The 21,861-nt window shown below is 61.3% G+C and carries 18 protein-coding genes; 7 read left to right on the plus strand and 11 right to left on the minus strand.

The annotated features are described in order from the left end of the window. Positions 1-58 precede the first annotated feature (58 nt). On the minus strand, positions 59-1,042 hold the full coding sequence (locus AC1D2N_RS12965; protein WP_018245687.1) for an autoinducer 2 ABC transporter substrate-binding protein: 984 nt from the start codon (positions 1,040-1,042) through the stop codon (positions 59-61). Positions 1,043-1,287: 245 nt separating this feature from the next. Here AC1D2N_RS12965 and AC1D2N_RS12970 point away from each other — a divergent pair, with 245 nt between their 5' ends. Beyond that, complete coding sequence (locus AC1D2N_RS12970; RefSeq protein ID WP_018245688.1) at positions 1,288-2,346, plus strand: LacI family DNA-binding transcriptional regulator; 1,059 nt, start codon at positions 1,288-1,290, stop codon at positions 2,344-2,346. Positions 2,347-2,409: 63 nt separating this feature from the next. Here the strand turns inward: AC1D2N_RS12970 and AC1D2N_RS12975 are convergent, their stop codons facing one another. Further along, entirely contained in the window at positions 2,410-3,951 is a 1,542-nt protein-coding gene (locus tag AC1D2N_RS12975) for a cation:proton antiporter (protein WP_018245689.1), read from the minus strand. Between the two features lie 100 nt (positions 3,952-4,051). Here AC1D2N_RS12975 and AC1D2N_RS12980 point away from each other — a divergent pair, with 100 nt between their 5' ends. Next, a complete protein-coding gene (locus tag AC1D2N_RS12980) occupies positions 4,052-5,281 on the plus strand; it encodes a flavin monoamine oxidase family protein (RefSeq protein ID WP_018245690.1) in 1,230 nt (409 codons plus the stop codon). A 146-nt stretch (positions 5,282-5,427) separates the two neighbouring features. Here AC1D2N_RS12980 and AC1D2N_RS12985 read toward each other — a convergent pair whose 3' ends face one another. The 9 genes from AC1D2N_RS12985 to AC1D2N_RS13025 all read right to left on the minus strand — a co-directional run bounded on the left by AC1D2N_RS12985 (position 5,428) and on the right by AC1D2N_RS13025 (position 16,872). Next, entirely contained in the window at positions 5,428-8,178 is a 2,751-nt protein-coding gene (locus AC1D2N_RS12985) for a LuxR C-terminal-related transcriptional regulator (protein ID WP_032981317.1), read from the minus strand. Positions 8,179-8,250: 72 nt separating this feature from the next. Next, positions 8,251-9,339 (minus strand): DUF917 domain-containing protein, encoded by a 1,089-nt coding sequence (locus AC1D2N_RS12990; RefSeq protein ID WP_018245692.1) that lies wholly within the window; start codon positions 9,337-9,339, stop codon positions 8,251-8,253. Positions 9,340-9,343: 4 nt separating this feature from the next. Next, a complete protein-coding gene (locus AC1D2N_RS12995; protein WP_018245693.1) occupies positions 9,344-10,432 on the minus strand; it encodes a DUF917 domain-containing protein in 1,089 nt (362 codons plus the stop codon). A gap of 7 nt (positions 10,433-10,439) precedes the next feature. Continuing rightward, on the minus strand, positions 10,440-11,981 hold the full coding sequence (locus AC1D2N_RS13000; protein WP_026188702.1) for a hydantoinase/oxoprolinase N-terminal domain-containing protein: 1,542 nt from the start codon (positions 11,979-11,981) through the stop codon (positions 10,440-10,442). Positions 11,982-12,065: 84 nt separating this feature from the next. Beyond that, entirely contained in the window at positions 12,066-13,130 is a 1,065-nt protein-coding gene (locus AC1D2N_RS13005) for an ABC transporter ATP-binding protein (RefSeq protein WP_018245695.1), read from the minus strand. 66 nt (positions 13,131-13,196) lie between these two features. Further along, a complete protein-coding gene (locus AC1D2N_RS13010) occupies positions 13,197-14,300 on the minus strand; it encodes an ABC transporter substrate-binding protein (RefSeq protein ID WP_018245696.1) in 1,104 nt (367 codons plus the stop codon). A gap of 47 nt (positions 14,301-14,347) precedes the next feature. Continuing rightward, positions 14,348-15,151, minus strand: a complete 804-nt coding sequence (locus AC1D2N_RS13015; RefSeq protein ID WP_018245697.1) for an ABC transporter permease — start codon at positions 15,149-15,151, stop codon at positions 14,348-14,350. Then, entirely contained in the window at positions 15,151-16,068 is a 918-nt protein-coding gene (locus AC1D2N_RS13020; RefSeq protein WP_018245698.1) for an ABC transporter permease, read from the minus strand. The genes AC1D2N_RS13015 and AC1D2N_RS13020 overlap by 1 nt, the downstream gene beginning before the upstream one ends. A gap of 33 nt (positions 16,069-16,101) precedes the next feature. Then, positions 16,102-16,872 (minus strand): aspartate/glutamate racemase family protein, encoded by a 771-nt coding sequence (locus AC1D2N_RS13025; protein WP_018245699.1) that lies wholly within the window; start codon positions 16,870-16,872, stop codon positions 16,102-16,104. 338 nt (positions 16,873-17,210) lie between these two features. On the opposite strand from AC1D2N_RS13025, the gene AC1D2N_RS13030 reads away from it, so the two are divergent. From AC1D2N_RS13030 to AC1D2N_RS13050, 5 genes are all read left to right on the plus strand, one after another. Further along, complete coding sequence (locus tag AC1D2N_RS13030; RefSeq protein ID WP_018245700.1) at positions 17,211-18,218, plus strand: nitroreductase family protein; 1,008 nt, start codon at positions 17,211-17,213, stop codon at positions 18,216-18,218. Between the two features lie 162 nt (positions 18,219-18,380). Continuing rightward, positions 18,381-18,725 (plus strand): YkgJ family cysteine cluster protein, encoded by a 345-nt coding sequence (locus AC1D2N_RS13035; protein WP_018245701.1) that lies wholly within the window; start codon positions 18,381-18,383, stop codon positions 18,723-18,725. Positions 18,726-19,146: 421 nt separating this feature from the next. Beyond that, the gene (locus AC1D2N_RS13040; protein ID WP_018245702.1) at positions 19,147-19,716 is read left to right on the plus strand and encodes a TetR/AcrR family transcriptional regulator; all 570 of its coding nucleotides are present in this window, start codon (positions 19,147-19,149) and stop codon (positions 19,714-19,716) included. Positions 19,717-19,766: 50 nt separating this feature from the next. Further along, the gene (locus AC1D2N_RS13045) at positions 19,767-20,684 is read left to right on the plus strand and encodes an oxidoreductase (protein WP_018245703.1); all 918 of its coding nucleotides are present in this window, start codon (positions 19,767-19,769) and stop codon (positions 20,682-20,684) included. A gap of 269 nt (positions 20,685-20,953) precedes the next feature. Next, positions 20,954-21,861: ISNCY family transposase (locus tag AC1D2N_RS13050; protein WP_477981389.1), on the plus strand; the 908-nt coding region annotated here is incomplete at its 3' end.

The raw sequence follows: 21,861 nt of genomic DNA on the forward strand, positions 1-21,861 counted from the left end.
TTCCCGAACGCCGGGCCGGTCCGTATCGACCGGCCCGACACCCGGGGAGGGGGCCTCTTCAGAGGCCCATTGCGGCCAGGTCGTCGACCGTATCCTTGTTGATCGGCAGCAGCTGATCGACGATGATGTCGTTACCAACAGGCTTGATCACGCCGAGACCCGGAATGTCATCACCTTCCTTGATGCTCTCGCCCTTGATCAGGCGATCGGCGAGCGTGACGAAGACTTCGCCGGCCTGCTTCGGATTCCACATGAAGCCGCCCGATATCGCGTCGGACTTGATCAGCTTCTGGCCCTGGCCGGGCGAGAACGGGCCGAGCACGAAGATTTTGCCCGTCTTGCGGCGTTCTTCGACAGCGCGCCCCGCGCCGATCGGGCCCTGGCTGCCGAAGGCGAGGAAGCCTTTCAGATCCGGATGGGCAGCGATGAGATCAAGCGCCGTCGAGCGGCTTTTGTCGACATCTTCTGCGACGCCATAACGGTCGCCGACGAGTTTCATGTCCGGATAATTCGCCTTGATATAGGCGATTGCGGCGTCCGCCCAGGCATTGTGCAGCGGAACGGTCAGCGAGCCGACGAAGACGGCATATTCGCCCTTGCCGCCCATCTTTTCGGCGAGCAGCTTGCCATGCGCCTCACCAAAACCGGTCGACGATGCGAGTTCGAAATTCCAGTCGGCGCCCTTCTGCGAGGGCGATTCATGCGTAATGACCTTGATGCCGGCGGCTTGCGCCTTGGTGAGCACGGGCTCGAGCACCTTGGCATCGTTCGGCACCACACCGATGACCTTGACGCCCTGGGCGATCAGGTCTTCGATGGCGCGCACCTGCAGCGCCGGGTCGGCGCTGGTCGGGCCGATCATGAAGGCATCGACGCCGAGTTTCTTGCCCTGTTCCTTGATGCCGGCTTCCATCGCATTGAACCATGGAATGCCGCCGATCTTGACGACAACGCCGACCTTCGGTGCGTCCTGCGCAAACGCGACCACCGCCCCGGCAAGCGACAGCGATGCGGCAATTGCCGCTATGATAAGTCTCCTCATCTTCACTCCTCCTCAAGGTCGCTCATGGCGAACGACGACCACCGGCCGCTTTGCGGCAGGTTGTTCCTGGTTGCTTCTTGGCGAGGGAACACCCTTGCCTCCCATCCCGCCTCCTCCGGCGAACCATTTTTGCGCAATCGATCTTTCTTTTTTGCACAATCGATGGTGCAATGACTATCGATCAAGGTAGGGCTTTCGTCAAGAGGGGTTTGTTTCTAAGGGAACGACAGCGGAAAAGGCGAGATATGGCAGACATCAGCAAGAAGAAGGCGACAATCTACGATCTCTCGATCCTATCGGGTGCGTCGGCTTCTACCGTAAGCGCCGTGCTGAACGGAAGCTGGCGGAAGAGGCGTATCAAGGAGGCGACGGCCCAACTCATTCAGAACCTGGCGAACGAGCACGGATATACGGCAAATCTGCAGGCCCGCGGCCTGCGTTCGTCCCGCTCCGGCCTCGTCGGTCTTCTGCTGCCGGTGCACGACAACCGCTATTTCTCCTCCATGGCGCAATCTTTCGAGGCACAGGTCAGAAGCCGCGGCCAGTGCCCCCTCGTCGTCAGCGCCTGTCGCGATCCGGACGAGGAGCGCCAGGTCGTCGAGACACTGATCTCCTATTCGATCGACGAACTTTTCATCGCCGGCGCAACCGATCCGGATGGCGTACACAAGGTCTGCGAAAAGGCAGGGCTGAAGCACGTCAACATCGATCTGCCGGGCACGCTGGCGCCGTCGGTCATCAGCGACAATTATGAAGGTGCGCGCATGCTGACGCAGGCGATCATCGAACGCGCGCAGGAGGATGGCCCGCTTTCACCTGACGATCTGTACCTGTTCGGCGGCCGCAACGACCACGCCAGCCACGAGCGAATTCGCGGTTTCCGCGACGTAAAGCGCGCACTTCTGGGCGCGGATCCGGATGTCTGCATCCAGCCGACCGGCTATTCCCCGGCCATGACGGCGCGTGCCTTTGAAGCCTTCTACGAAGGCCACGGAAAGCTGCCGCGCACATTTTTCGTCAATTCCTCGATCAATCTCGAAGGGCTGATGCGCTTCCTCGCGCTGCACCCGCATGAGACCTTCGCCGACATCATCGTTGGCTGCTACGACTACGATCCCTTTGGCTCCTTCCTGCCTTTCCCCGTCTTCATGATCCGGCAGGACAGCGAGGCGATGATCACCAAGGGGTTTGCGATCCTTGATGCAGACCGCGGCCCGCCAATCACGCATCTGGTGCGGCCGACCCTCGTCCCACCGCGCACGGCGCTGACCGGCCCACTCGATGCGCTGAAGGATATCGAGTGATGCGTCCCGCCTCATTTGAGAGGCTGGGCTGACGGAGCAGCACTGTGTGATGCCTTATCGGCTCTAGCTTTCTGTGATGCGGCGATCCTCATCCGAGCCGACGGAGAGCTGCTTCCAGTCCAGGTCCTCCTGCAGCTCGAGATATTGCGTCGCGCCGATCTGATCTGTGTCGCGCAATTCCTCGAGGCGCTGGCGCTGGGCGAGAACGGCGGCGATCGTCAGGTCGCGGCGGCGATCGAGCGCCGAAGCCTTGTTTGCCTCGGTTGACGCGGTCCAATGGTCCCTACAGATCGTCCGGATCGCTTCGGCCTCAGTGCCGTCTTCCTTCTCAAGCCGCTGAAAGGCGGCTTCGGCGAGCGATCTTCGGGCCACCTTGAGTTCATCACGGACTTCTGCCTGCCGACCGAGTTTCAGGAGATGGATCATTGGAGCCAAGGTCGCCCCTTGAATAACCAGGGTTGCGAGCACCACCGCGAAGGCTGTGAGCACGACCAGGTCTCGCTCGGGAAAGTCGGCGGGGAGCGCGAAGGCCGTCGCCAGCGTAACGAGGCCACGCATACCGGCCCAACCCACCAGGAAGGTCTCCCCGGACGTGAAAGGCGCCAATTCATGGCCGCTTCGGTGACGAGAAGCGACGACGGCGTGAAGCAGGAAAGCCATCGCCATGCGCGCCAGGATCACGCCGACCACCACGATGACGGCAAATCCCATCGCCCGCTGCAGCTCTTCAGCCGACATCGCCTCAAGGATGCGGCGCGCCTGCAGGCCCATCAGCAGGAAAGCCACCACGTTCAGCAGGAAGACGACGGTCGTCCAGACGGCGAAGGAATGTACCCGCATCCGCGGTGAATCCCTGACCGAAGAGAGCGTGGCGAGCGTCATTGCGCTCGCCACTGTGGCAAGGACAGCCGACAGATGCAGATGTTCGGCGATCAGCCAGGTCGAAAAAGCGTAGACGAATTGAAGCAGGGTCCCGCCGACCGTGTTCTCGGTTATCGGCCGAAGCCGCGAGACAAAAAAGCCGAAGACGATGCCGAACAGGATCCCTCCAGGTGCGGCGATCCCCACCTGAAGTGCCGTCCCGACATCCAGCCCACCACGCGCCTGGACAGTCAGCGCAGCGCCGAAAAGCAGCAGTGCGGTCGCGTCGTTGAACAGGCTTTCTCCCTTGAGCAGGGCATCCACACGGCGGGCGACGGGCAAATTGGAAAGGACTGCCGTGGCGGCCGCGGCATCGGGCGGCGAAACAATTGCGCCAAGTGTAACCGCGACCGCAATCGGAAGCCCGACGGTCAGCATGCTGATCGACACGACCACGCCTGTCGTGACGAGAACGGCGACGACCGCATAGAAGAACAGCGGCAGCAGCATGCGCCGCGCCGCCCCCACCGGGAAGTCATAGGCCGAATCGACAAGGACGGGCGCAATGAACAGGGCGAGCGCCGTCGGAGGATCGATCGGAATCGTCGGCGCCCCTGGCAACATCGCCACGGCGACGCCGGCGGCAGCCAGAATGCCGGGGTAGGGCAGGCGCATGCGACGCGTGACCTGCAGCAGCAGGATGGCAACCGCCAGCAATGCAACAAGTGTTTCGAAGAACGTCATGTCAGCATACTAGCAGGCTTTCGGGCACATTGAAGCGGGTGCAACCCCGATGTAAAGCTTGTGTCGTATCAAGCTGATGACGCAGCGGCGGAGGGCGACGATGGACTACGAGGTTGCGATTGTCGGGGCTGGCGCAGCCGGCATTGCAGCAGCAAAAAGCCTGGCCGATGCCGGGCGCTCGGTCATCATTCTGGAGGCCAGCAACCGCGTAGGCGGACGAGCCTGGACAATCGAACTGGCCGGAATGCCGCTGGATATGGGTTGCGGCTGGCTGCACTCTGCCGAGCGCAATCCTCTCGTCGCCATCGGCCGTGAGGCCGGGTTCAATATCGAGCGCGGACCGACGGCGTGGCAAAGCCAGTGGCGCGATCTCGGCTTCACGCAGGATGAGCGCGCGGCGGCGGCGGCCGAATGGAACGCGCTTGAGGAGCGGATGCGGGCAAATCCCCCCGCCAGCGACAGGGCGTCGGACGCACTGGAGCCCGGCGGCAAATGGAACGCCTACTGCCAGTCCCTCAGCGGATATATGAACGGCGCACCGCTCGATCGGCTGTCAGTCGCTGACTTTCTTGCCTATGACAATGCGGCAACCGATGCCAATTGGCGGGTGCATGAAGGCTATGGAAGTCTGATCAGCGCCGCCGTTCCGAACGTCGCCTTGCGCCTTTTGACCCCCGTTCGGCGTGTGGCATTGACCGGGAGCGGCATTCAGCTGGAGACCGACCGCGGCCCGGTCACATCAAGTGCCGCGATCATCACGTCATCGACCGCCGTTCTGGCCCGCGGAGCCATTATCTTCGACCCGGAGGCCGACGATCACCTCCATGCCGCAAGTCAGCTGCCGCTTGGCCTCGCAGACAAGCTGTTTTTGGAACTCCATGGCAATCATGGTCTGGAGCCGGAAACCCATCTGCTCGGCGACCCGCAAAATGCCGAAACCGGCAGCTATTATATCCGACCGCTCGGCCGGCCGATCATCGAAGGCTTCTTTGGCGGAAACGGCGCTGTCGTCATTGAACGCGCGGGTTTGGTGGAGGCATTTGCCTTCGCACTCGACCAGCTGTCATCGCTGCTCGGCAGTAACATTCGCCGCCATCTGCGGCCCCTCACGGCCTCTTCCTGGTGTCGGACCGATTGGATAGGCGGCTCCTACAGCCATGCACTGCCCGGCCATGCGGGCGCACGCGCAGTCCTGGCGCGCCCGGTCGGCGACCGGCTGTTTTTCGCCGGCGAGGCGACGCACCAGTCCGACTTTTCGACCGCGCATGGCGCATGGGAAAGCGGGTTGCGGGCCGCCGACCAGGCTGCGGCTGTTCTAACACGCTCATGATAAAGCAGGGTGCATCTTATGACCCTCAACGCACCGATACCCCTGGCCGACCATTACCAGCTGGCAGAATTTCATGATTGCCCGGTTCGGATTGTCTTATGTGAACTATAGATCGTTTATGCTGACAGTGCCGGCATTTCGCCGTGCTATTTAAGGTTCAATTTAGCCGAAACTGCCAGGGCCATTGCCCGGCGACTGACCCCAAGTTTGGAAAACACGTTCTTGAGGTGGAATTTCACCGTCGGCTCGGAAAGCCCGAGCGCGCGGGCGATTTCCTTGTTGCTCTTGCCTTCGTGTAGGCAGAGCAGGACCTGTTGCTCGCGTTGACTGAGAAGACTTTTGCCGCCGGCAAGAGGACCCTTGATCCGGCGGCCGTTATCGGCCGGTTTGCCGAAGACGCTTCTTTCACCCTGGCCAATTATGCGACCGATGAAGTCGACGGCATCGGCACTGAAGACCTTCAGGCCGAAACGACGCACGATCGCCCGCACGACCGTGGAGAATTCGAGCCCCTCGTCCTCGAAAAGCTGGGTTACCTCGTGCGAGCGAGCACGCGCGATCGCAAACTGGAAATATTCGAGCGCCTGGGCATGCCGGCCGTCGTTCCAGGCGGCGACCGTTGCCAGTATTTCCGCCGCCAGCAGGTGATAACCGCTGCCGTTCGCGCGGCTTCGCGCCATCACGGTCTCCAGATTGGCGAGCCCTTCGCCCGGTCGTCCCTGGGCTTTGAGAAGGCGCGCTTGCGCGACAAGGAAATCGCTTTCCTCGCGCCAGGTCCAGAAGTGCCCGAGTTCAGGATCGCGCAACGATGAAACCAGCCGCTCGGCCAAAAGGACCGCTGATTCAATCAGGCCGGCCTTCGAGAAAATATCGACGCGCATGATGTCGGCCGCAATCTTCAGGCGCGGCAGCGCGCGTTCGACGGCGACCTCTTCCGCCTTGTCGATCGCTGCCATTGCCGTATCGAGACCACTCAACCGCAGCCGGCTGCGGGCCAGCAGCGAAAACATCCGGGAATAGATATCGACCCAACCTTCGCCCTGGACCACGGCATTGACCGCCTCGCCAAGGCTCTTCTCGACCAGAGCCATCTCGCCCTGGAGGTAGAGAACATCCGCCGTCGCGACGCGGCAGATCGCTTCGAGATTGATGTCGGTCCACTGCGCGCTTTGGATCAGGTCCTGCGCCTCCCGGCAGAAAGTCAGCGCCGCCGAGAAGTTGCCGGCGAGGGTATTGACCAGCCCCAGATGGATGAGCATGAAGATCTGGGCATAGGCCGTCTTTTCCTCGCGATAATAGGCCAATGCCTTCAAGGCGCTCAGCCGCGCGAGGTCGAGATTGCCGCGCCTGGTATAAGCGATGCACAGATGGTTGTAGATCCAGCCGAGCTCCCAGGTCGATTGCGGCGAAAAACCTGACGCCATTCGTTCGAGATGCAGGATCTGCGCATCGTCGAGATGAAGATCCTCATAAATATCGACCAGCCCGTCGATGTGATCGAGCGTCGATGCCTCGATCGTCAGGAACTCGTCGCCATGCATGGCCCGGCCTTGCTTGATCGCCTCCATCCGCTCACGCGCCGCCTTGATGTGCCCCTTCTTCGCGAGCACCAGCACGTAACACAATGACAGGCTCGGAGATTCGTGGATGACGCCGGCGGGCAGGTCGGCGATCAAATGTTCGAGCACTGTGTGGCCGGCGCGGATGAAGAGATTGACGCCGCCGGCCTGTCGGATCGTCTGCGCGGCGAGCGAAAAATTGCCGGCGCGCGCCGCATGCGAAACGGCTCTTTCCAGGAACCCGCGCTCGGCAAACCAGATCGCCGCGATGGAGTGAAGCGTTGCCTCGTCGGTCTGGGGATCACCGGCAAGCTCGGTCGTCAGGCACTTCCGCACGATCGGATGAAGCCTATACCAGGCCGCACCCATCTGGCTCTTTTCGATCAGCGGGCTCATATCCTCGAGCAGCCGAAGGTCATCTGCCTGCAGATCGGTGCCGGAGAGATGGCTTGCCAGCTCCAGCGGGAATTCCTCCAGGATCGACGTGACGCATAGCGTTCGGCGAAGCGCCGGCGACAGCGGACGCAGGATCGCTTCGTCGATATGGCGGAAGAGATCGGGATGTTCGCCGGCCAGCAGCCTGTTGCGCTCGTCTATACCGCCGCTCTCCATCACGCCGAGCGCGATCTGCGTCAAGGCCGGCCATCCACGGGTAGCGCGTACAAAGTTTGCGACGTCGCCAGTGTTGATGTTACGTGGAAACAGGCTGCGGATCTCGTTACGGCTGAAGGCGAGGTCGACGGCGTTAATCTCTGTTACGAGCCCGCGCACCCTGAGCCGGGCGAGCGGCAGCTGCAGCTTCTGCTGCGACGCGCAGACAATCCTCAGATTGTCGGGGGCACCTAAGAAAAATCCGTCGAGGAAAGCCTGCACATCGGGTGAGGAAGCAATATCGAGCTCGTCGATGAACAGGATTGCGCCGCTTTCCCGGTCGGCGACGATGTCGAACAGTTCCCTCAGAGAGGCGGGAGGCCGTGGGGTGTGGATGCCGAGTGCCAGGCAAAGATCAGCTAGCAGTTCGGCAGGTCGGCCATGCGAGGGGCCGAGCGTGATCCAGCCGCAATGACCGACGCCGCCATCGAATAGCGACTGAAAATAATCGGAGCCGGAAGTAACCGCCTCATATCCCGCCTTGAGCAGCGCCGTCTTGCCGAAGCCAGATGGTGCATGGACGACGACGATCTGGCGCGCCAGACCGTCGCGGATCTTAGAAAGGGGAAAGGGACGGTCGATGGCCGTGAACAGCATGCGCGGCGGGCGAAACCGGGAACCTAGCGTCTTCGGTTCACGCCCGCCGGGGCGGGTTGCAGTTTTGCCTTCGGAACGACTGTGATGCATCCAAAAACGCCTCGCTCATTCGACCATCCTGACTTGCGAGCTTTAAGAAGCATATCCCGTGCCAGCCTAGATCTAACCGGCCTCGAGCGTTGCGTAATTCTGCGTCAGGCCGAAGGCGGCGGGGCCGAAGACGTCCAATGCCTCCGGTGTGCGCATGATCGGCGGCACCTTGACGCCAAGCACGTTGACCCGCTGGCCATAACGCAGGCGTTCGGTGGTTATCGGTTCGGCAGTGTCGGCTTCGAGGATGCAGATGAGATCCGGCACGATCGCCAGCACCCTGCCATCTTCCTCTGCCACCAGATTCTCGTTCTGGATCTGGATGCGCACCGGCCTGCGGTTTGTGTCGAAAGGTTCGATCGTCACGACCCCGACCGACCAGCCGTTCTGCTCGCGCCGCGAGACGTCGACCACCTTTCCCGAGGCCAGAAGGCGCGCGGTCTCGTAATGCGTTCCGGCGAAGAATTCGATCAGGTCGGCGAGCGGATCGCGATGCGCGGCAAGCGCCAGCCGGATGGTACGCCCGATGCCGATGGCAAGCGACATCGTTCCTGGAACGGATACGCGACGGGTCGTGCGGCCATCCATGCCGTAATTGACGATATAGGACTGGCCGCCCATTCGGATCGTCACGCCGCGAGCGAGCCATTCGGCCTTGGCCGCACTTTCCGTCTCGATGATCACGACATTGCCCTGCTCGTCGGCGACCGTCAGCGGTGCGGCAGGCACGCCATAGACGTTGAAGGTCTCCATTTCGAGCTGCGGAAAGGCGCGGCCCATGCCGTCCGCGTCGATAACCGGGAGTCGGCATTCCGCCGCCAGCATGATCGGCACCATCGAGTTGATGCCGCCCGCCTCAAAGGGGATGATCGCTCCCATCGCCTTGCCGACGCGTTTCTCGTAAGCCCTGAGTGCAAGCCCGATCTCTTCGCCGCTCGGCATCTTCTCGATCAGGATCGTCGGCGCCCCCATCGCGCCACAGGCGGCGACCTCGATGCCGTCAGGCACGTCGTCGAGCGCCAGAAGATCGACCGCACCGTGGCGTTCGATCGCCGCCTTCGCCATCAGCTTGCCGATATAGGGATCGCCGCCGCCGCCGGTGCCGAGAAGGGCTGCGCCGACCGCCAGGTCGTCGATATCCTCGTTGGTGATGATTGCCATGTGTTCAGCCGATCTGTTCGATGGAAATGAAGGGTTCCTTCAGCCCGAAGCAGGTGGGGCCGAAGACATCGAGCGCTTCCGGCGTCCGCATGATTTCGGGAACGGAGACGGCAAGCACGGTGACGCGCTGTCCGTAGCGCAGGTTTTCACTGGTGATGGGTTCGGCCGTTTCCGTGTTCATGATGCAGATGAGATCGGGCACGATCGCCTTCACCTTGCCGTCAACGCGGGCGATCAGGTTCTCGTTCTGGATCTCGATCTCCATCGTCGAACCGAAGGGCGGCAGCCCGCCGATCGTAACGCGGCCGATCGAAAATCCGGCCTTGGTCTCGCGCATGACATCGGTGATTTTGCCGCCGAAGATGATGCGCCCGTAGCGGTAGAGCGTCGAAGGCAGAAATCCGAGCAGCGCCTCGATCGGATTCTCGTGCGAGCTTCTGGCGTTGCGCAGGACTTCGCCGATGCGGATGGCGAGGCTCAGCGTGTTCGGAATGGCGGTGCGTTTGACGTCGGCGCCCGACATTGCATATTCGGCGATATAAGCGCAGCCGCCCATGCGGATGGCGACGGCGCGCGAAAGCCATTCCATCTGGCGGTTATCGACCGCCTCGATGATGGCACAATCACCATATTCATCGCTGACGGCCATCGGGCTGCCGGAGACGCCGTAGACGCCGAAGGTTTCCATTTCGAGAAAGGGAAAGGCGCGGCCCATGCCGTCACCGTCGACGACGGGCAGGCCGAGGCGGGCGCCGACGACAAGCGGGATCGTCGAGTTGATGCCGCCGATCTCGATCGGCATGGTCGCCTGCGCCTTGCGGCCGAGATGACGTTCAAGCCGCTGCAGCGAAAACATCGCCTCCTCGCCGCTTGGGATCTTCTCAACCAGCACGGTCGGCGCACCCATCATGGCGGTCGGAATGACCAGCATGTCGTCCGCCAGTTCGCTGGGATCGATGATGTTCACCTCCAGCCCTTCGTCGAGGCATTGCTGCACCATCAGCCGGCCGACATAGGGATCGCCGCCGCCGCCGGTCCCGAGGAATGCCGCGCCGACGGCAAGGTCGCAGAGTTGTTGACTGTTGAGTTTCATAGGGTCCTCATCCGATCACGAGATCGCCGATAGCCTTGACGCGGATGCGTGTCGCACTGCCTGGCAGATAGGCGAGCGGCACTTCCTCGATATCCATGATCTTGACCGTTCCGGCCTCTGCACCCGCCTTGACGGCGCGCTCCTCGGCTTCCTTTTTGGCGCCGCCGAGCACGATGTCGCGGGAGGTACCTTCGAGCGAGAAGATGCGGTCGACCTCGCCGCCGACCTGCGCGATCGCCGCGCCGATGGCATTGGCAACGGAGGCGTTCTCAGGGCGGATGACGCGGGATGCGGAGGGCAGGTCGCGCGAGATCAGGATCGAGCCACCGCCGACCAGGATGACCGGCAGGGGCTCGGCGCTTGTCTTCATCCGGTCGACGGCCTCGTCGGCCATGCGGTGGATGGTATCGAGCGCCGTCTTAATCGTCCTTGCCGGGATATGCGCGACACGCGAACGGTCGCCGATATCCTCGAGGCCGGCCGCGACGATGATGTCGGTCGTCGTCAGGGTATCGCCGCCGAAGATCAGGGCGCGGGAGGTGATTTCGTAGCCGACCGAATCCGGGCCAATGCGGGCACCGTCGTCGCGCACGATCGAGCCGCCGCCGAGACCGATGGCGAGTACATCGGGCATGCGGAAATTGGTTCTGACCCCGCCGATATCGACGGCGACGGCAGATTCACGCGGGAAACCCTGCATTAGCATGCCGACATCCGACGTGGTCCCGCCGATATCGACGACCATCGCCTCCTTCTCGCCGGCAAGCATCGCGGCGCCCCGCATGGAATTGGTCGGGCCGGAGGCGAAGGTCAGCACCGGATAACGCTCGACGTAATCAGGCACCATCAGTGTCCCGTCGTTCTGGCTGATATAGAAGGGCGCATTGATCGCCAGTTCCTTCAGGGCGTTACGGAAGGAGTTGACGACTTTGCGCGACAGGTCGGCGAGCGACGCATTCATCACCGAGGCGTTTTCGCGTTCGAGGAAACCGACCCGGCCGACTTCGTGGCTGAGCGATATCGACAGGCCGGGGATCTCGTTGCCGAGAATCTCGGCGGCCCGCAGCTCCATATCAGGTGTCACCGGCGAAAACACCGAGGTGATCGAGGCTGCCTTGAGGCCGCGACTGCGGATTTCGCCGGCGATGCGCAGGATCTCGGGCTCATCAAGCGGCGCGATCTTGCGGCCGTCGAATTCGTTGCCGCCACGCACCATGAAAGTGTGGCGGCCGAGTGTGTCGGCCAAATCCTTCGGCCAATCGGTCATCGGCGGCAGCGCCTTGGTCGCCGGTAGGCCGAGCCTGATAGCGGCGACTTCGAGCAGCCGCTTGCGCTCGACGACGGCATTGGTGAAATGCGTCGTGCCGATCATCACCGCCTGGATTTCCGAGACCGAGACGCCGGTCATCGACAGCACCTGCTTCAACACGGCGACAATGCCGGAGCCGACATCGCTGGTCGTCGGGCTCTTGCATGCTCCGAGTACCAGCGGGCCGTCCATCAGGGCAGCATCGGTATTCGTGCCGCCCACATCTATTCCAATACGCATCATGACCTCCGTGAGAATATGCCTGGCCGTGGCGCCGGAGCGGATGGCTCCGGTGCTGGCGATGTTCGCTGTTTCCGTGTTGCTTCAGGCGACGAGTGCCTCGGATCGGTCGGGGTCCCAGCCGACCGTGACGGCGGCGCCGGGGGAAAATCGTTCGGTGCGGGACTGGTTCTGGCGCTCGGCGACAATCTCCTGGGAACCGATGGCCAGCCGGTAGCGCACCAGCGCACCCTGGTAGGTTTCGCTGACGACCGTCGCGGGAAGGCTGACGCCGGATGAGGTGTCGGGACCGATGATGACGTTCTCGGGGCGAACTACCAGCTTTGCCGCCTGCCCGGCGGCCAGGCCTTCGGGACCCCGCGTCGGCAACACGGTTCCCTCCAGCAGCACGGTCATGCCTTGCCCGTCATTGGCGCCGACGGTGACGTCGATCACGTTCGAATGACCAATGAAGGTGGTGACAAACAGCGTCTTCGGCCGTTCGTAGATTTCCTCGGGCGTCCCGACCTGGACGATGTGCGCCTTCTGCATGACGCCGATGCGGTCGGACATCGTCAGGGCCTCGTCCTGGTCGTGGGTCACATAGACGGTGGTGATGCCGAGCTTCTTCTGTAGATCCTTGATCCAGTATTTCATTTCCTCCCTGAGGCTCTTGTCGAGTGCCGACAGCGGCTCGTCGAGAAGGAGGATGCGGGGCTCCGTGACCAGCACGCGGGCAAGGGCGACACGCTGCTGCTCGCCACCCGAAAGCTGGCGCTGGAAACGCTCCTCATATCCGGAAAGCCCGACCTGGCGCAGCGCGGCGGTGACGCGCTTGCGGATCTCCTCCTTCGGCAGCTTCCGGAGCTTCAGGCCGAAGGCGATATTGTCGGCAACGTTCATGTGGGGGAAGATCGCGTAGTTCTGGAACACGATGCCGATGTCGCGTTTCTCCGGCGGCAATCTCGTCACGTCGTCGCGGCCGATGAGAATCTCGCCGCCGCTCGGCGGCACGAAGCCGGCAATCATCCGGAGCGTCGTCGATTTTCCGCATCCCGATGGGCCGAGAAGGGAAAAGAACTCTCCTTCGGCGATGTGCAGGTCGATGCCGGCGACCGCGACGCTATCGCCGTAGGATTTAGCGAGCTTTTTCAGATGGATATCGGACATGCGGCGAAGGCTCTCCTGTTATGAAGATGTGCGACGGGCGGCGCGGAACCGCCCGTCGCGGCGGCATCAGCTGGCGAAAATGCCGTTGACCGTTTCGACGATGTCGTCTTCGTTTTCGAGGTAGGAATTCCAGTCCGGCACCCAGAAGCCCTTGATGGCGTCGGCGCTGTTGACGACGCCGGCCTTGGCGAGATTGTCGGGCAGGACGGCGTTGCTGACCGTCGGGCGCAGGTAGAATTCCTTGCCCATATTGCCGATGAAGGTCGGATCGAGGGCGCGGTCAAGAAGCGCAAAAGCGAGCTTCTTTTGCACCGGCTCGGCATAACGGCTGATCGTATAGGTCTGCGTCAGGATCGGCTGCTGTTCGGTCCAGTACCAGAAGGCGAAAGGCGCGCCCTTGTCGCGGGCCTGCATCGGCTCGGCATCGTCGAGCACGGCGACCACCACTTCGCCGCGGTCCATCAGCGTTTGCATGTTGCCGGTGAAATCGGAGATCTTGGCCGGCATCAGCGCCTTCATCGCCTCGTAGCCGGCATCAAGATCGTACTGATCCTTGCCGAAGATGCCGCAGGCGACGAGGAAGAAGTCCATCTGCAAGGTGTTTGACGTGATGTAGGTGCCGCGCTTGCCGGCGAATTCCGGCTTCCAGAGATCCTTGAACGACGAGGGCGGCGGCGAAACCAGATCGGTGCGATAGGCATAACCATACTGGTTGAAGGCCCAGGTGACGCCGACGCCATTGGCGGTGGCGAAGGGCCATAGGTTCTTGGCGTTCGGCACGTTCGGCAGCAGTTCGTCGAGTTTTAGGAAGAAATCGCCGGCCTTTGCCGTCTTGAACATCTCCGGCAAGTTCCAGTTGGTAATGTCGAGCGGCGGCTTCTCGGCGCCGCCGGCGACGAATTTTGGGAACCAGGGCCAGGTCGAGTCGTATTCGATCTTGCAGTTGAACTCCTTCTGGAAGTCGGTCAGCAGATATTTGTTGACCAGTTCGCCCCAGGGACCGCCCCATTCGCCGACGCGCAGCACCGCGCCGCCGGCATCAAAGACCTTGCCGTCGAAGGCGACATCCTGCGACCAGGCGTGATTGATGTTGAACAGGGGCAGCGTGGTGGCAGCGACGCCCATCTTCAGGATCGTGCGGCGGGTATGCCCTGTCGTTTTCTCAGTCATGAAGTTCCCCTTTTTGCTCTATCGTTGATGTGTAGGCGTAGCGGTATTCATCCCCCGAAGGTGCGTTTCAGGTTGACGAGTCTGGAGGTCAGCACGGTGGAGAGAATGACGAGTGCGATGGCGAAGATGCCCGCGGCGGCGGCCGTCGGCTCGAACTGGTAGCGCATCGAGACATACATCGCGATCGGCAGCGTCTGCAGGTTCGGCGTCGACAGAAACAGCGTGACTTCGAACTGGCCGAACGAGACGATGAAGGCGAAGATCGTGCCCGCCGAAATTGCCGGCCCGATGATCTTCAGCGTCACCAACCGGAAAGCGGTGAAAGGCGAGGCGCCAAGGCTGCGGGCGGCCTCTTCCAGCGAGCGGTCGAAACCGACCAGTGCCGCCGTCACAGTCGCGATGACGAAGGGGCAGGTGACGATCACGTGGCCGATAATCAGCCCCGGCATGGTGCGGGCAAGGCCGATGCCCGTGGTCACGTAGAAGACATAGAGGGCAAGTCCCAGCACCACGCCGGGCAGCACGATCGGCAGCATGAAGAAGCCGCGCAAGATGCTGGAGGTACGGCTCTGCGAGCGGGTCAGATAGATCGCCGCCATCGTGCCGATCACCGTCGAGATCAGCGTCGAGACCAGTGCGATCATGAAGCTGACCCCATAGGCCGAGAGGAAGACGGGCGAAGTCAGGAACGCCTGTATCCAGCGCAGCGACAGGCCCTCCGGCGGAAAAGTCAGGTAATCGCCCGAGTTCAGGCCGGCAAGCACCACGATGAAGACCGGCACCAGGAGGATCGCCAGCGACAGCAGCGAGATGGCCTTGAAGGCAAGGGGGATGGCGGATTCTTCACGCATCAGGTGCGCCCCCCCGAGGTTCTGACCGCCGCCTGGTGGTAGACCGCAACGGCTGCGATGCTCGTCACGAAGAGCACCACGGCGATGGCGGCGCCGAACTGCCAGCGCCCGACTTCGGCGATCTGCTGATAGATATGGATGGGCAGCACCATCACCTTCCAGCCACCCATCAAGGCGGGAACGACGTAGGAGCTGATCGAAAGCGCAAAGACCAGAAGCGTGCCGGCCAGGATTCCGGGCATCGAGAGCGGAAGCACGATGGTGACGAAGGCGTGCCAACGCGAGGCGCCGAGGCTGCGGGCTGCCTCTTCGAGCGAGGGATGGATCGCCTTGATGATACCGATCAGCGACAGCACCATGAAGGGCAGGGTGATCTGCACCAGCCCGACGATGACGCCGAAGACATTATACATCAGCGGCAGTGGCGCTGTTATCGCCCCGACCCTGAGGAGAAATCCGTTGATGAGGCCGTTATCGCCGAGCAGCACCATCAGTCCGTACATGCGGATGACCATGTCGAGCTGCATGGAGGACAGGACGAGGATCATCAACAGCGTGGCGCGGCTCGGCTTCACCGTCTTTGCGATGACGTAGGCGAGGGGATAGCCGAAGAACAGGCAAGCGGCGCCGACGATGGCCGAAATCCAGATCGAGCGCAGGATCGATTCATAATAGCTCGCCCGTGTGAAGATGCGGACGAAATTGTCGAAGGTGATCTGGCTGTTGAGGGCGATGACGCCGGCGACGGATTTGTTGAAGGCGAGCCCGAAGAGTGATGCGGTCGGGATCACGAAGAAGACAAGGAAGACGAGGAGCGCCGGGATGACCAGCCACCACAGGCGGAAATCCTGAAGAGCGGTGGTCGATCCTTTCCGCTTTTCCGTTCGTGTCATGGTGTCCGTTTGCGCAATCGCCATCTCTGTCCTCTCAATGGAACGTCCAGCGTTCTCTCATTCGGCCGCAAGCGGCATGGGCAGATGAATATAGTCGTAGCCGAGCAACTGTTTTTCGGGCGGCTGTGGGAAGGTCAGCTTGCTGTGGGCAAGGTTCGAACGCACCAGCGCGGCAGCAACGGAAACAGCGGCGGGAATGGGATCGATGACAGGCACGTCGATCCCGTGCGCCAGAAGTCCCTCGCGCAGGGCGAAGGCGCAGCCCATCAGGCCGGTGCAGCCGAAGACGAGCGCCTCGGCGCCATCTTCCTCAACCGCCCGGATGCCTTCCTTGATCAGCATCGCCTTGGTCCGGTCGAGATCTTCCTCGAGTTCCAGAACGGGAATATCGACGCTACGCACCGAGGCAAGCTTGGTCGAAAGGCCGGCGACGGCCGCGGTGTTTTCAAAGGATGCGCGCAGTCGGCGCATCACGGTGAGGACGGAAAACCGGTGGCCGAGCATCGCCGCAAGGTGCATGCCGGTCTCGCAGGGTCCAAGCACCGGGATCGTCACGGCTTCCCGCGACGGCCTGAGACCCGGATCGCCCATGCAGTCGATGATGACGGCGTGGACGCCTTCATTCTGCGCCTTGATCGCTTCGGCGATTGTTCCGGGCACCGAGAGGGCAGCCTCGAACTCGCTCTCGATCGATCCCGGTCCGGCCGTAATCTGCGAGTGACTGACCTTGATGCCGGGATATTCCAGTGCCCGGAGATCGGCGACTTTGCGAAATCCTTTGGTGACGATCGGTGACACCACGCGAATTTCTACGACGTTATCCTGCACGGCCGGCCTCCTTGATGCGCAATTCGCTCTGGGCAATTCATGGGCTTACGGTGCCGCAGTCCGCCCCGGCTTGGAAGTTCTGAAATGAGTAGGTGCGGATGTGATTCGGATGGGTCATCGGCCGGTACGGATGGTGGATAACCTATTCGAACGGATAGGGTGCGCAAGAAAAAGCGATTTTAAAACAAATGCTTCTCGACCGATCAATTCCAGAAGCATTGCATTCCAGCGTGAAAATCTGCCGCCATCAGGGGGTTTGACGAGGCCGAGCAGACGAATAACCCTGCATCGACGACAGTAGGTTCAAGACCGCCTGCTCATCACCGGGGAATCGTGCCATGCCTTCGGCCAAAGCCGTGCCTTCCGCATCATCCTTCCAGAACCGCGCCAGAACGGCGTGGCGCCTGTTTGCGAATTTCGCCTATGACTATCGCCGTTTCCGCCGCGCCTCCTTCATCGATGGCGCACAGTCGCGCGAAAACCGGCGGGCACATATCCATCTCCTGGCACATATGCTGGAATACGGAATGTCGCTTTCCAATCCGCGCAACGGCTTCGGCATGGACAAGGTGCGGCTGCTGGCGGCAGAGACGCGCCGCTATATCGAGCAGCATGGCCATGACGCTTCGGCCGATATCGGCCTTTCCGTGCTTTCGGCCTATGTCGCCTTCAATGCGGAGCAGGGCGATGTCAGCGAGGCACAGGCACTGCTGGACGATCTGCTCGTCGTCGCCGGCATCGGGCACAATATCCGGCCCGGCGGCAGCGAGGCGGTCAGTGCAGCCGAGATCGTCAGGCACGCGCGGATGGATTTCGTCTCCTTCATGGAGGCACGCCACAGCGTGCGCCAGTATGACAGCAACAGGACAGTCGCGTTCGAGAAGATCGAAAGATCCATCCGTGCGGCCCAGCAATCGCCTTCGAGCTGCAACCGACAGACATGCCGTGTCTACGCCTTCACCGAGAAGCCGTCGATCGCCCGCGTTCTCGCCCATCACGACGGCAATCGCGGCTTCGGCGAGCAGCTCGGCGGCGTATTCGTCGTGACGGTCGACCTGTCGCACTGGAACACGGTCGGCGAACGAAACCAGGGATGGGTGGACGGCGGCATGTTCGCCATGACGCTGGCGCTTGGCCTCCACGCCGAGGGACTAGGCGCCTGCATGCTGAACTGGAGTGCGGCGCGCGAGCAGGATATCAACATGCGGACCTGCGTCGGCATCCCCGACAACGAAATCATCATCACGCTGATCGGTTTCGGTGAGATGCGCGCGGATTTTCGCGTGCCGGTATCGGCCCGAAAGCCGATCGACATGGTCCTGACGCACGAACCACCGCTCCGGTAAGCCTCAATCGTCGAGCGATCGGCAGCGCTCGACACCATCGGCAAGATCGCCTTGAGGCCCAACGTCAGGACGAGGAGCCTGATGAAGATGGATACGCTCGCTCCAAGAGAAGCGGTTAGCCGGCAGCTTTATCATTGGCAGGCTGTGTGGTAGGAGCGGCTCATGACATCACTGATCGATTTTGATTGCCGAAGCTGCGGAGCCTGCTGCTCCTATTCGTCGACCTGGCCCAGATTTTCCACCGAAACAGAAGCTGCTCTCGATTTGCTGCCGGCGCAGTTCGTAGCCGCGAACGAGCAGGGAATGCGTTGCGACGGTGCGCGTTGCTCCGCACTGGTCGGTCGCGTCGGTTCGGAGACATCCTGTCAAGTGTACGATCTTCGGCCTGACGTCTGCCGCGCCTGCGTCCCAGGGGATGGCGCTTGCCTGACCGCGCGCGAGTTCTTCGGGATCGGCCAGCCAAGTTTGCCGCCCGGTCACATCGATGCGCATTTGCCAATCAACTGAGATGAGTGGCGCGGTCCCCCGCGCCAATGTTGGCTATGACGGCGATTGCGCGCTAGGCGCGGCACTTTAAAACCGACTGTGGCGATTCAACACCCGCGACCGACATGATCGATCCGGTGGTATCAAAGCAAATCTTCGAGGACTTGCCCAAAGTCTCGGCGTGGCGGGTAGCGCTGGCAGCGCTCAGATGACTACGCCGAGCGTTTCCAACAGCTCCTTCGTCAGCATTCGGCTCTGCTTGCTGTCTGAGGGTCCTGTCACGGCAAGGACAAATGACGGCAGCGCCCACAACACCTAGCAGCACAGTGATGCGTTCAAAATAGCTGCTACTGTTCTAACCGCTGGTCAATAAATCCTCTTGACTCTCCAAATGGGATACTTATTTAGATGAGTAATAACTCACTCAATTGAACTCGGTCATATGGCGCGTCCTCTAAGCGAAGAAAAACGGCAAGCCTTGCTTGAGGCGGCATGCGATTTTGTAGCCCGCTTGGGAACTGAGGCGTCGACCGCGAAGATTGCAAAGGCTGCGGGTGTGTCCGAGGGAACGCTGTTCACTTATTTTCCAACCAAGGACGATCTTCTCAATCAACTCTTCGTGTCGATCGAAATCGATCTGATGGAGCGGATGCTTGCTCCATATCCGGATGGGGACGCTCCTCGCCAAAGGCTAAGACGCGTGTGGGACCGTCTGGTGGATTGGGGATTGACCAATTCGACGGCTCGCAAGGCTGTCAGACAGCTCAAGGTTTCGGATCGGGTAACCGCGCAGAGCAGACAAAAAAGCAAAGCCATGGTCCACGATGCACGGGCAATCGTCGCAGCATGTCTTGCCGGACGTGCCGATCCTGAAAGGATTGACTTCTATATCGATACGGTCCTGTTCGGCCTTGCCGAAATCACGATCAATGCGATAACCGCCAACCCGAAACAGGACAAGAACATCCGACAGGCTGGTTTCGACCTGTTTTGGAAAGGTACCGCCACATAAAATTTGACTCATTATTGAGTGCCTAAACACTCATTTAAAAGGAAAGCGACATGGCTCATTCTATTGGTTTCACGGAAGCGAGTGTTCCCGACCAAACGGGAAAGACCTTCATCGTCACAGGTGCCAACGCAGGTATTGGCTTTGAAATCTCACAAGTGCTTGCTGCAAGAGGCGCTCGTGTCCTGCTGGCATGCCGGGAACGCACTAGGGCAGAGCAGGCAATAGCGCGGATCAGGCATATTACGCCAAAGGCTGATCTAGCCTGGTTGCCACTTGATCTGGGCGATCTCGACAACGTTCGAGCTGCGGCTGAAATTGCCGCGAGAGAACCGCGCATTGACGCGTTGATCAACAATGCAGGCATCATGAACCCACCCTTGACACGCACCGAGCAAGGCTTCGAGTCCCAGTTCGGCGTCAATCATCTTGGCGTTTTTGGGCTGACAACGTTGCTCTTGCCAAAGCTGGCAGAAACGCCGGGATCGCGTGTCGTCGTGACATCCAGCATTGCGCACCTGAAGGGGAGGATCGACTGGGACGACCTCAACGCCGAGAAAAGCTATAACAAGAACGGCCGCTACGGCGGCAGCAAGTTGGCAAACGCACTGTTTTTTTTCGAGTTGGATCGGCGCCTACGGTCTGCAGATTCTCCAGTTACGGCTGTCGGGTGCCATCCGGGCGTTGCGAGTACCAGTCTTGGGCGGCACATGGGGATCATCCAACTCGTGGGTCCGATCGTCGGTCTGCTCCTCAACAGCGCGGCCAAGGGGGCCTGGCCTGCGCTGCAGGCGGCGACAGGCAAGGTGATGCCGGGTGGTTACTACGGGCCAACCGGGTTTGGCGGAATTCGGGGTCCGTCCGGTGAGGCGAAACGTGCCCCCGATGCCCAGGATCCAACTCTGTCAAAGCGTCTCTGGGACGTCTCTATTGCGATGACCGGGATCGATCCGGGCTTGGCCCCCGCCTGATAGAAACACTAAGCCCGAAGCAGATGCTTCAAGCAGAAAGCAAGGGAAAAATCAGGGCCGAACTCACGGAGCCAAATCTATGATCGCCGAAGTTTTCGTCCCGCTGCACCTTTGGGGCACGCTTGCAAACAGCCATGTTCTTCCTCTCTCGAAGTAGTTCCATAAACTACGTTATGCGATCGATTGATGTAGCCGCAAAGTTGAAGTGTCCTGTTTCTGCAAAGTTGGAATGTCACACTCCCCGCGTTTGATGACGTGGGAGATTGCCGATGGGACTGATTGCGATGAGCGAGCGTGACCTGCAGCGGATCGAGGTTTTGTCGAAAGTCATCGACGGTCGAATGACGTTGGTGTCGGCGGCGCATGTTCTGGCGCTGAGCGAGCGCCAGGTGCGCCGGCTGTTGGAGCGGATCAGAACGGGTGGCGCGGCGTCGATCCGGCACAAGGCGATCGGCCGGCTGTCGAACAACCGGATCAACGATGGGCTTCGCGATTATGCTTTGACGCTCATTCGCGAGCGCTATTGGGATTTCGGGCCGACGCTGGCGGCCGAGAAGCTTGCAGAGCTCGATGGGCTGACGGTGTCGCGCGAGACGCTTCGGCAATGGATGACGGCGGCCGGTATCTGGCAATCGCGCCAGCAGCGTCGCAGCTTCCATCAGCCACGATTGCGGCGTGAGGCTTATGGTGAGCTGGTGCAGATCGACGGCTCCGAGCATCGCTGGTTCGAAGATCGTGGGCCACCATGTACGCTTTTGGTGTTCATCGACGATGCGACGGGCAAGCTGATGCAGTTGCGCTTTGTGCGCTCGGAAAGCGCCTTCAGTTATTTTGCGGCGCTGGAACTCTATCTGCAGGATCACGGGGCGCCGGTGGCGTTTTATTCCGACAAGCATTCGGTGTTCCGGGTGGCGAAGAAGGACGCCAAGGGCGGCCAGGGCATGACCCAGTTCGGCCGGGCGCTTTGCGAGCTAAACATCGAGATTCTTTGCGCAAATTCAAGCCAGGCCAAGGGCCGCGTCGAGCGCATGAACCAGACATTGCAGGACCGATTGATCAAGGATATGCGATTGGCAGGGATCTGCGACATGCAGGCGGGCAATGCGTTTCTGCCGACGTTCATGGAAGGCTACAACGCGCGGTTTGCGGTTGCCCCTGCCCGATCTGACAATCTGCA

The sequence above is a fragment of the Rhizobium sp. P1_B8 genome, from assembly GCF_056406515.1.

What these genes read in the sequence shown, in the direction of transcription:
- AC1D2N_RS13000 (WP_026188702.1), bottom strand. Translation starts at nt 11,981, where the DNA reads ATGCGTATTGGAATAGATGTGGGCGGCACGAATACCGATGCTGCCCTG.
- AC1D2N_RS13040 (WP_018245702.1), top strand. Translation starts at nt 19,147, where the DNA reads ATGGCGCGTCCTCTAAGCGAAGAAAAACGGCAAGCCTTGCTTGAGGCG.
- AC1D2N_RS13005 (WP_018245695.1), bottom strand. Translation starts at nt 13,130, where the DNA reads ATGTCCGATATCCATCTGAAAAAGCTCGCTAAATCCTACGGCGATAGC.
- AC1D2N_RS12970 (WP_018245688.1), top strand. Translation starts at nt 1,288, where the DNA reads ATGGCAGACATCAGCAAGAAGAAGGCGACAATCTACGATCTCTCGATC.
- AC1D2N_RS12965 (WP_018245687.1), bottom strand. Translation starts at nt 1,042, where the DNA reads ATGAGGAGACTTATCATAGCGGCAATTGCCGCATCGCTGTCGCTTGCC.
- AC1D2N_RS12985 (WP_032981317.1), bottom strand. Translation starts at nt 8,178, where the DNA reads ATGCATCACAGTCGTTCCGAAGGCAAAACTGCAACCCGCCCCGGCGGG.
- AC1D2N_RS12975 (WP_018245689.1), bottom strand. Translation starts at nt 3,951, where the DNA reads ATGACGTTCTTCGAAACACTTGTTGCATTGCTGGCGGTTGCCATCCTG.
- AC1D2N_RS13030 (WP_018245700.1), top strand. Translation starts at nt 17,211, where the DNA reads ATGCCTTCGGCCAAAGCCGTGCCTTCCGCATCATCCTTCCAGAACCGC.
- AC1D2N_RS12995 (WP_018245693.1), bottom strand. Translation starts at nt 10,432, where the DNA reads ATGAAACTCAACAGTCAACAACTCTGCGACCTTGCCGTCGGCGCGGCA.
- AC1D2N_RS13045 (WP_018245703.1), top strand. Translation starts at nt 19,767, where the DNA reads ATGGCTCATTCTATTGGTTTCACGGAAGCGAGTGTTCCCGACCAAACG.
- AC1D2N_RS13015 (WP_018245697.1), bottom strand. Translation starts at nt 15,151, where the DNA reads ATGCGTGAAGAATCCGCCATCCCCCTTGCCTTCAAGGCCATCTCGCTG.
- AC1D2N_RS12980 (WP_018245690.1), top strand. Translation starts at nt 4,052, where the DNA reads ATGGACTACGAGGTTGCGATTGTCGGGGCTGGCGCAGCCGGCATTGCA.
- AC1D2N_RS13035 (WP_018245701.1), top strand. Translation starts at nt 18,381, where the DNA reads ATGACATCACTGATCGATTTTGATTGCCGAAGCTGCGGAGCCTGCTGC.
- AC1D2N_RS12990 (WP_018245692.1), bottom strand. Translation starts at nt 9,339, where the DNA reads ATGGCAATCATCACCAACGAGGATATCGACGACCTGGCGGTCGGCGCA.
- AC1D2N_RS13020 (WP_018245698.1), bottom strand. Translation starts at nt 16,068, where the DNA reads ATGGCGATTGCGCAAACGGACACCATGACACGAACGGAAAAGCGGAAA.
- AC1D2N_RS13010 (WP_018245696.1), bottom strand. Translation starts at nt 14,300, where the DNA reads ATGACTGAGAAAACGACAGGGCATACCCGCCGCACGATCCTGAAGATG.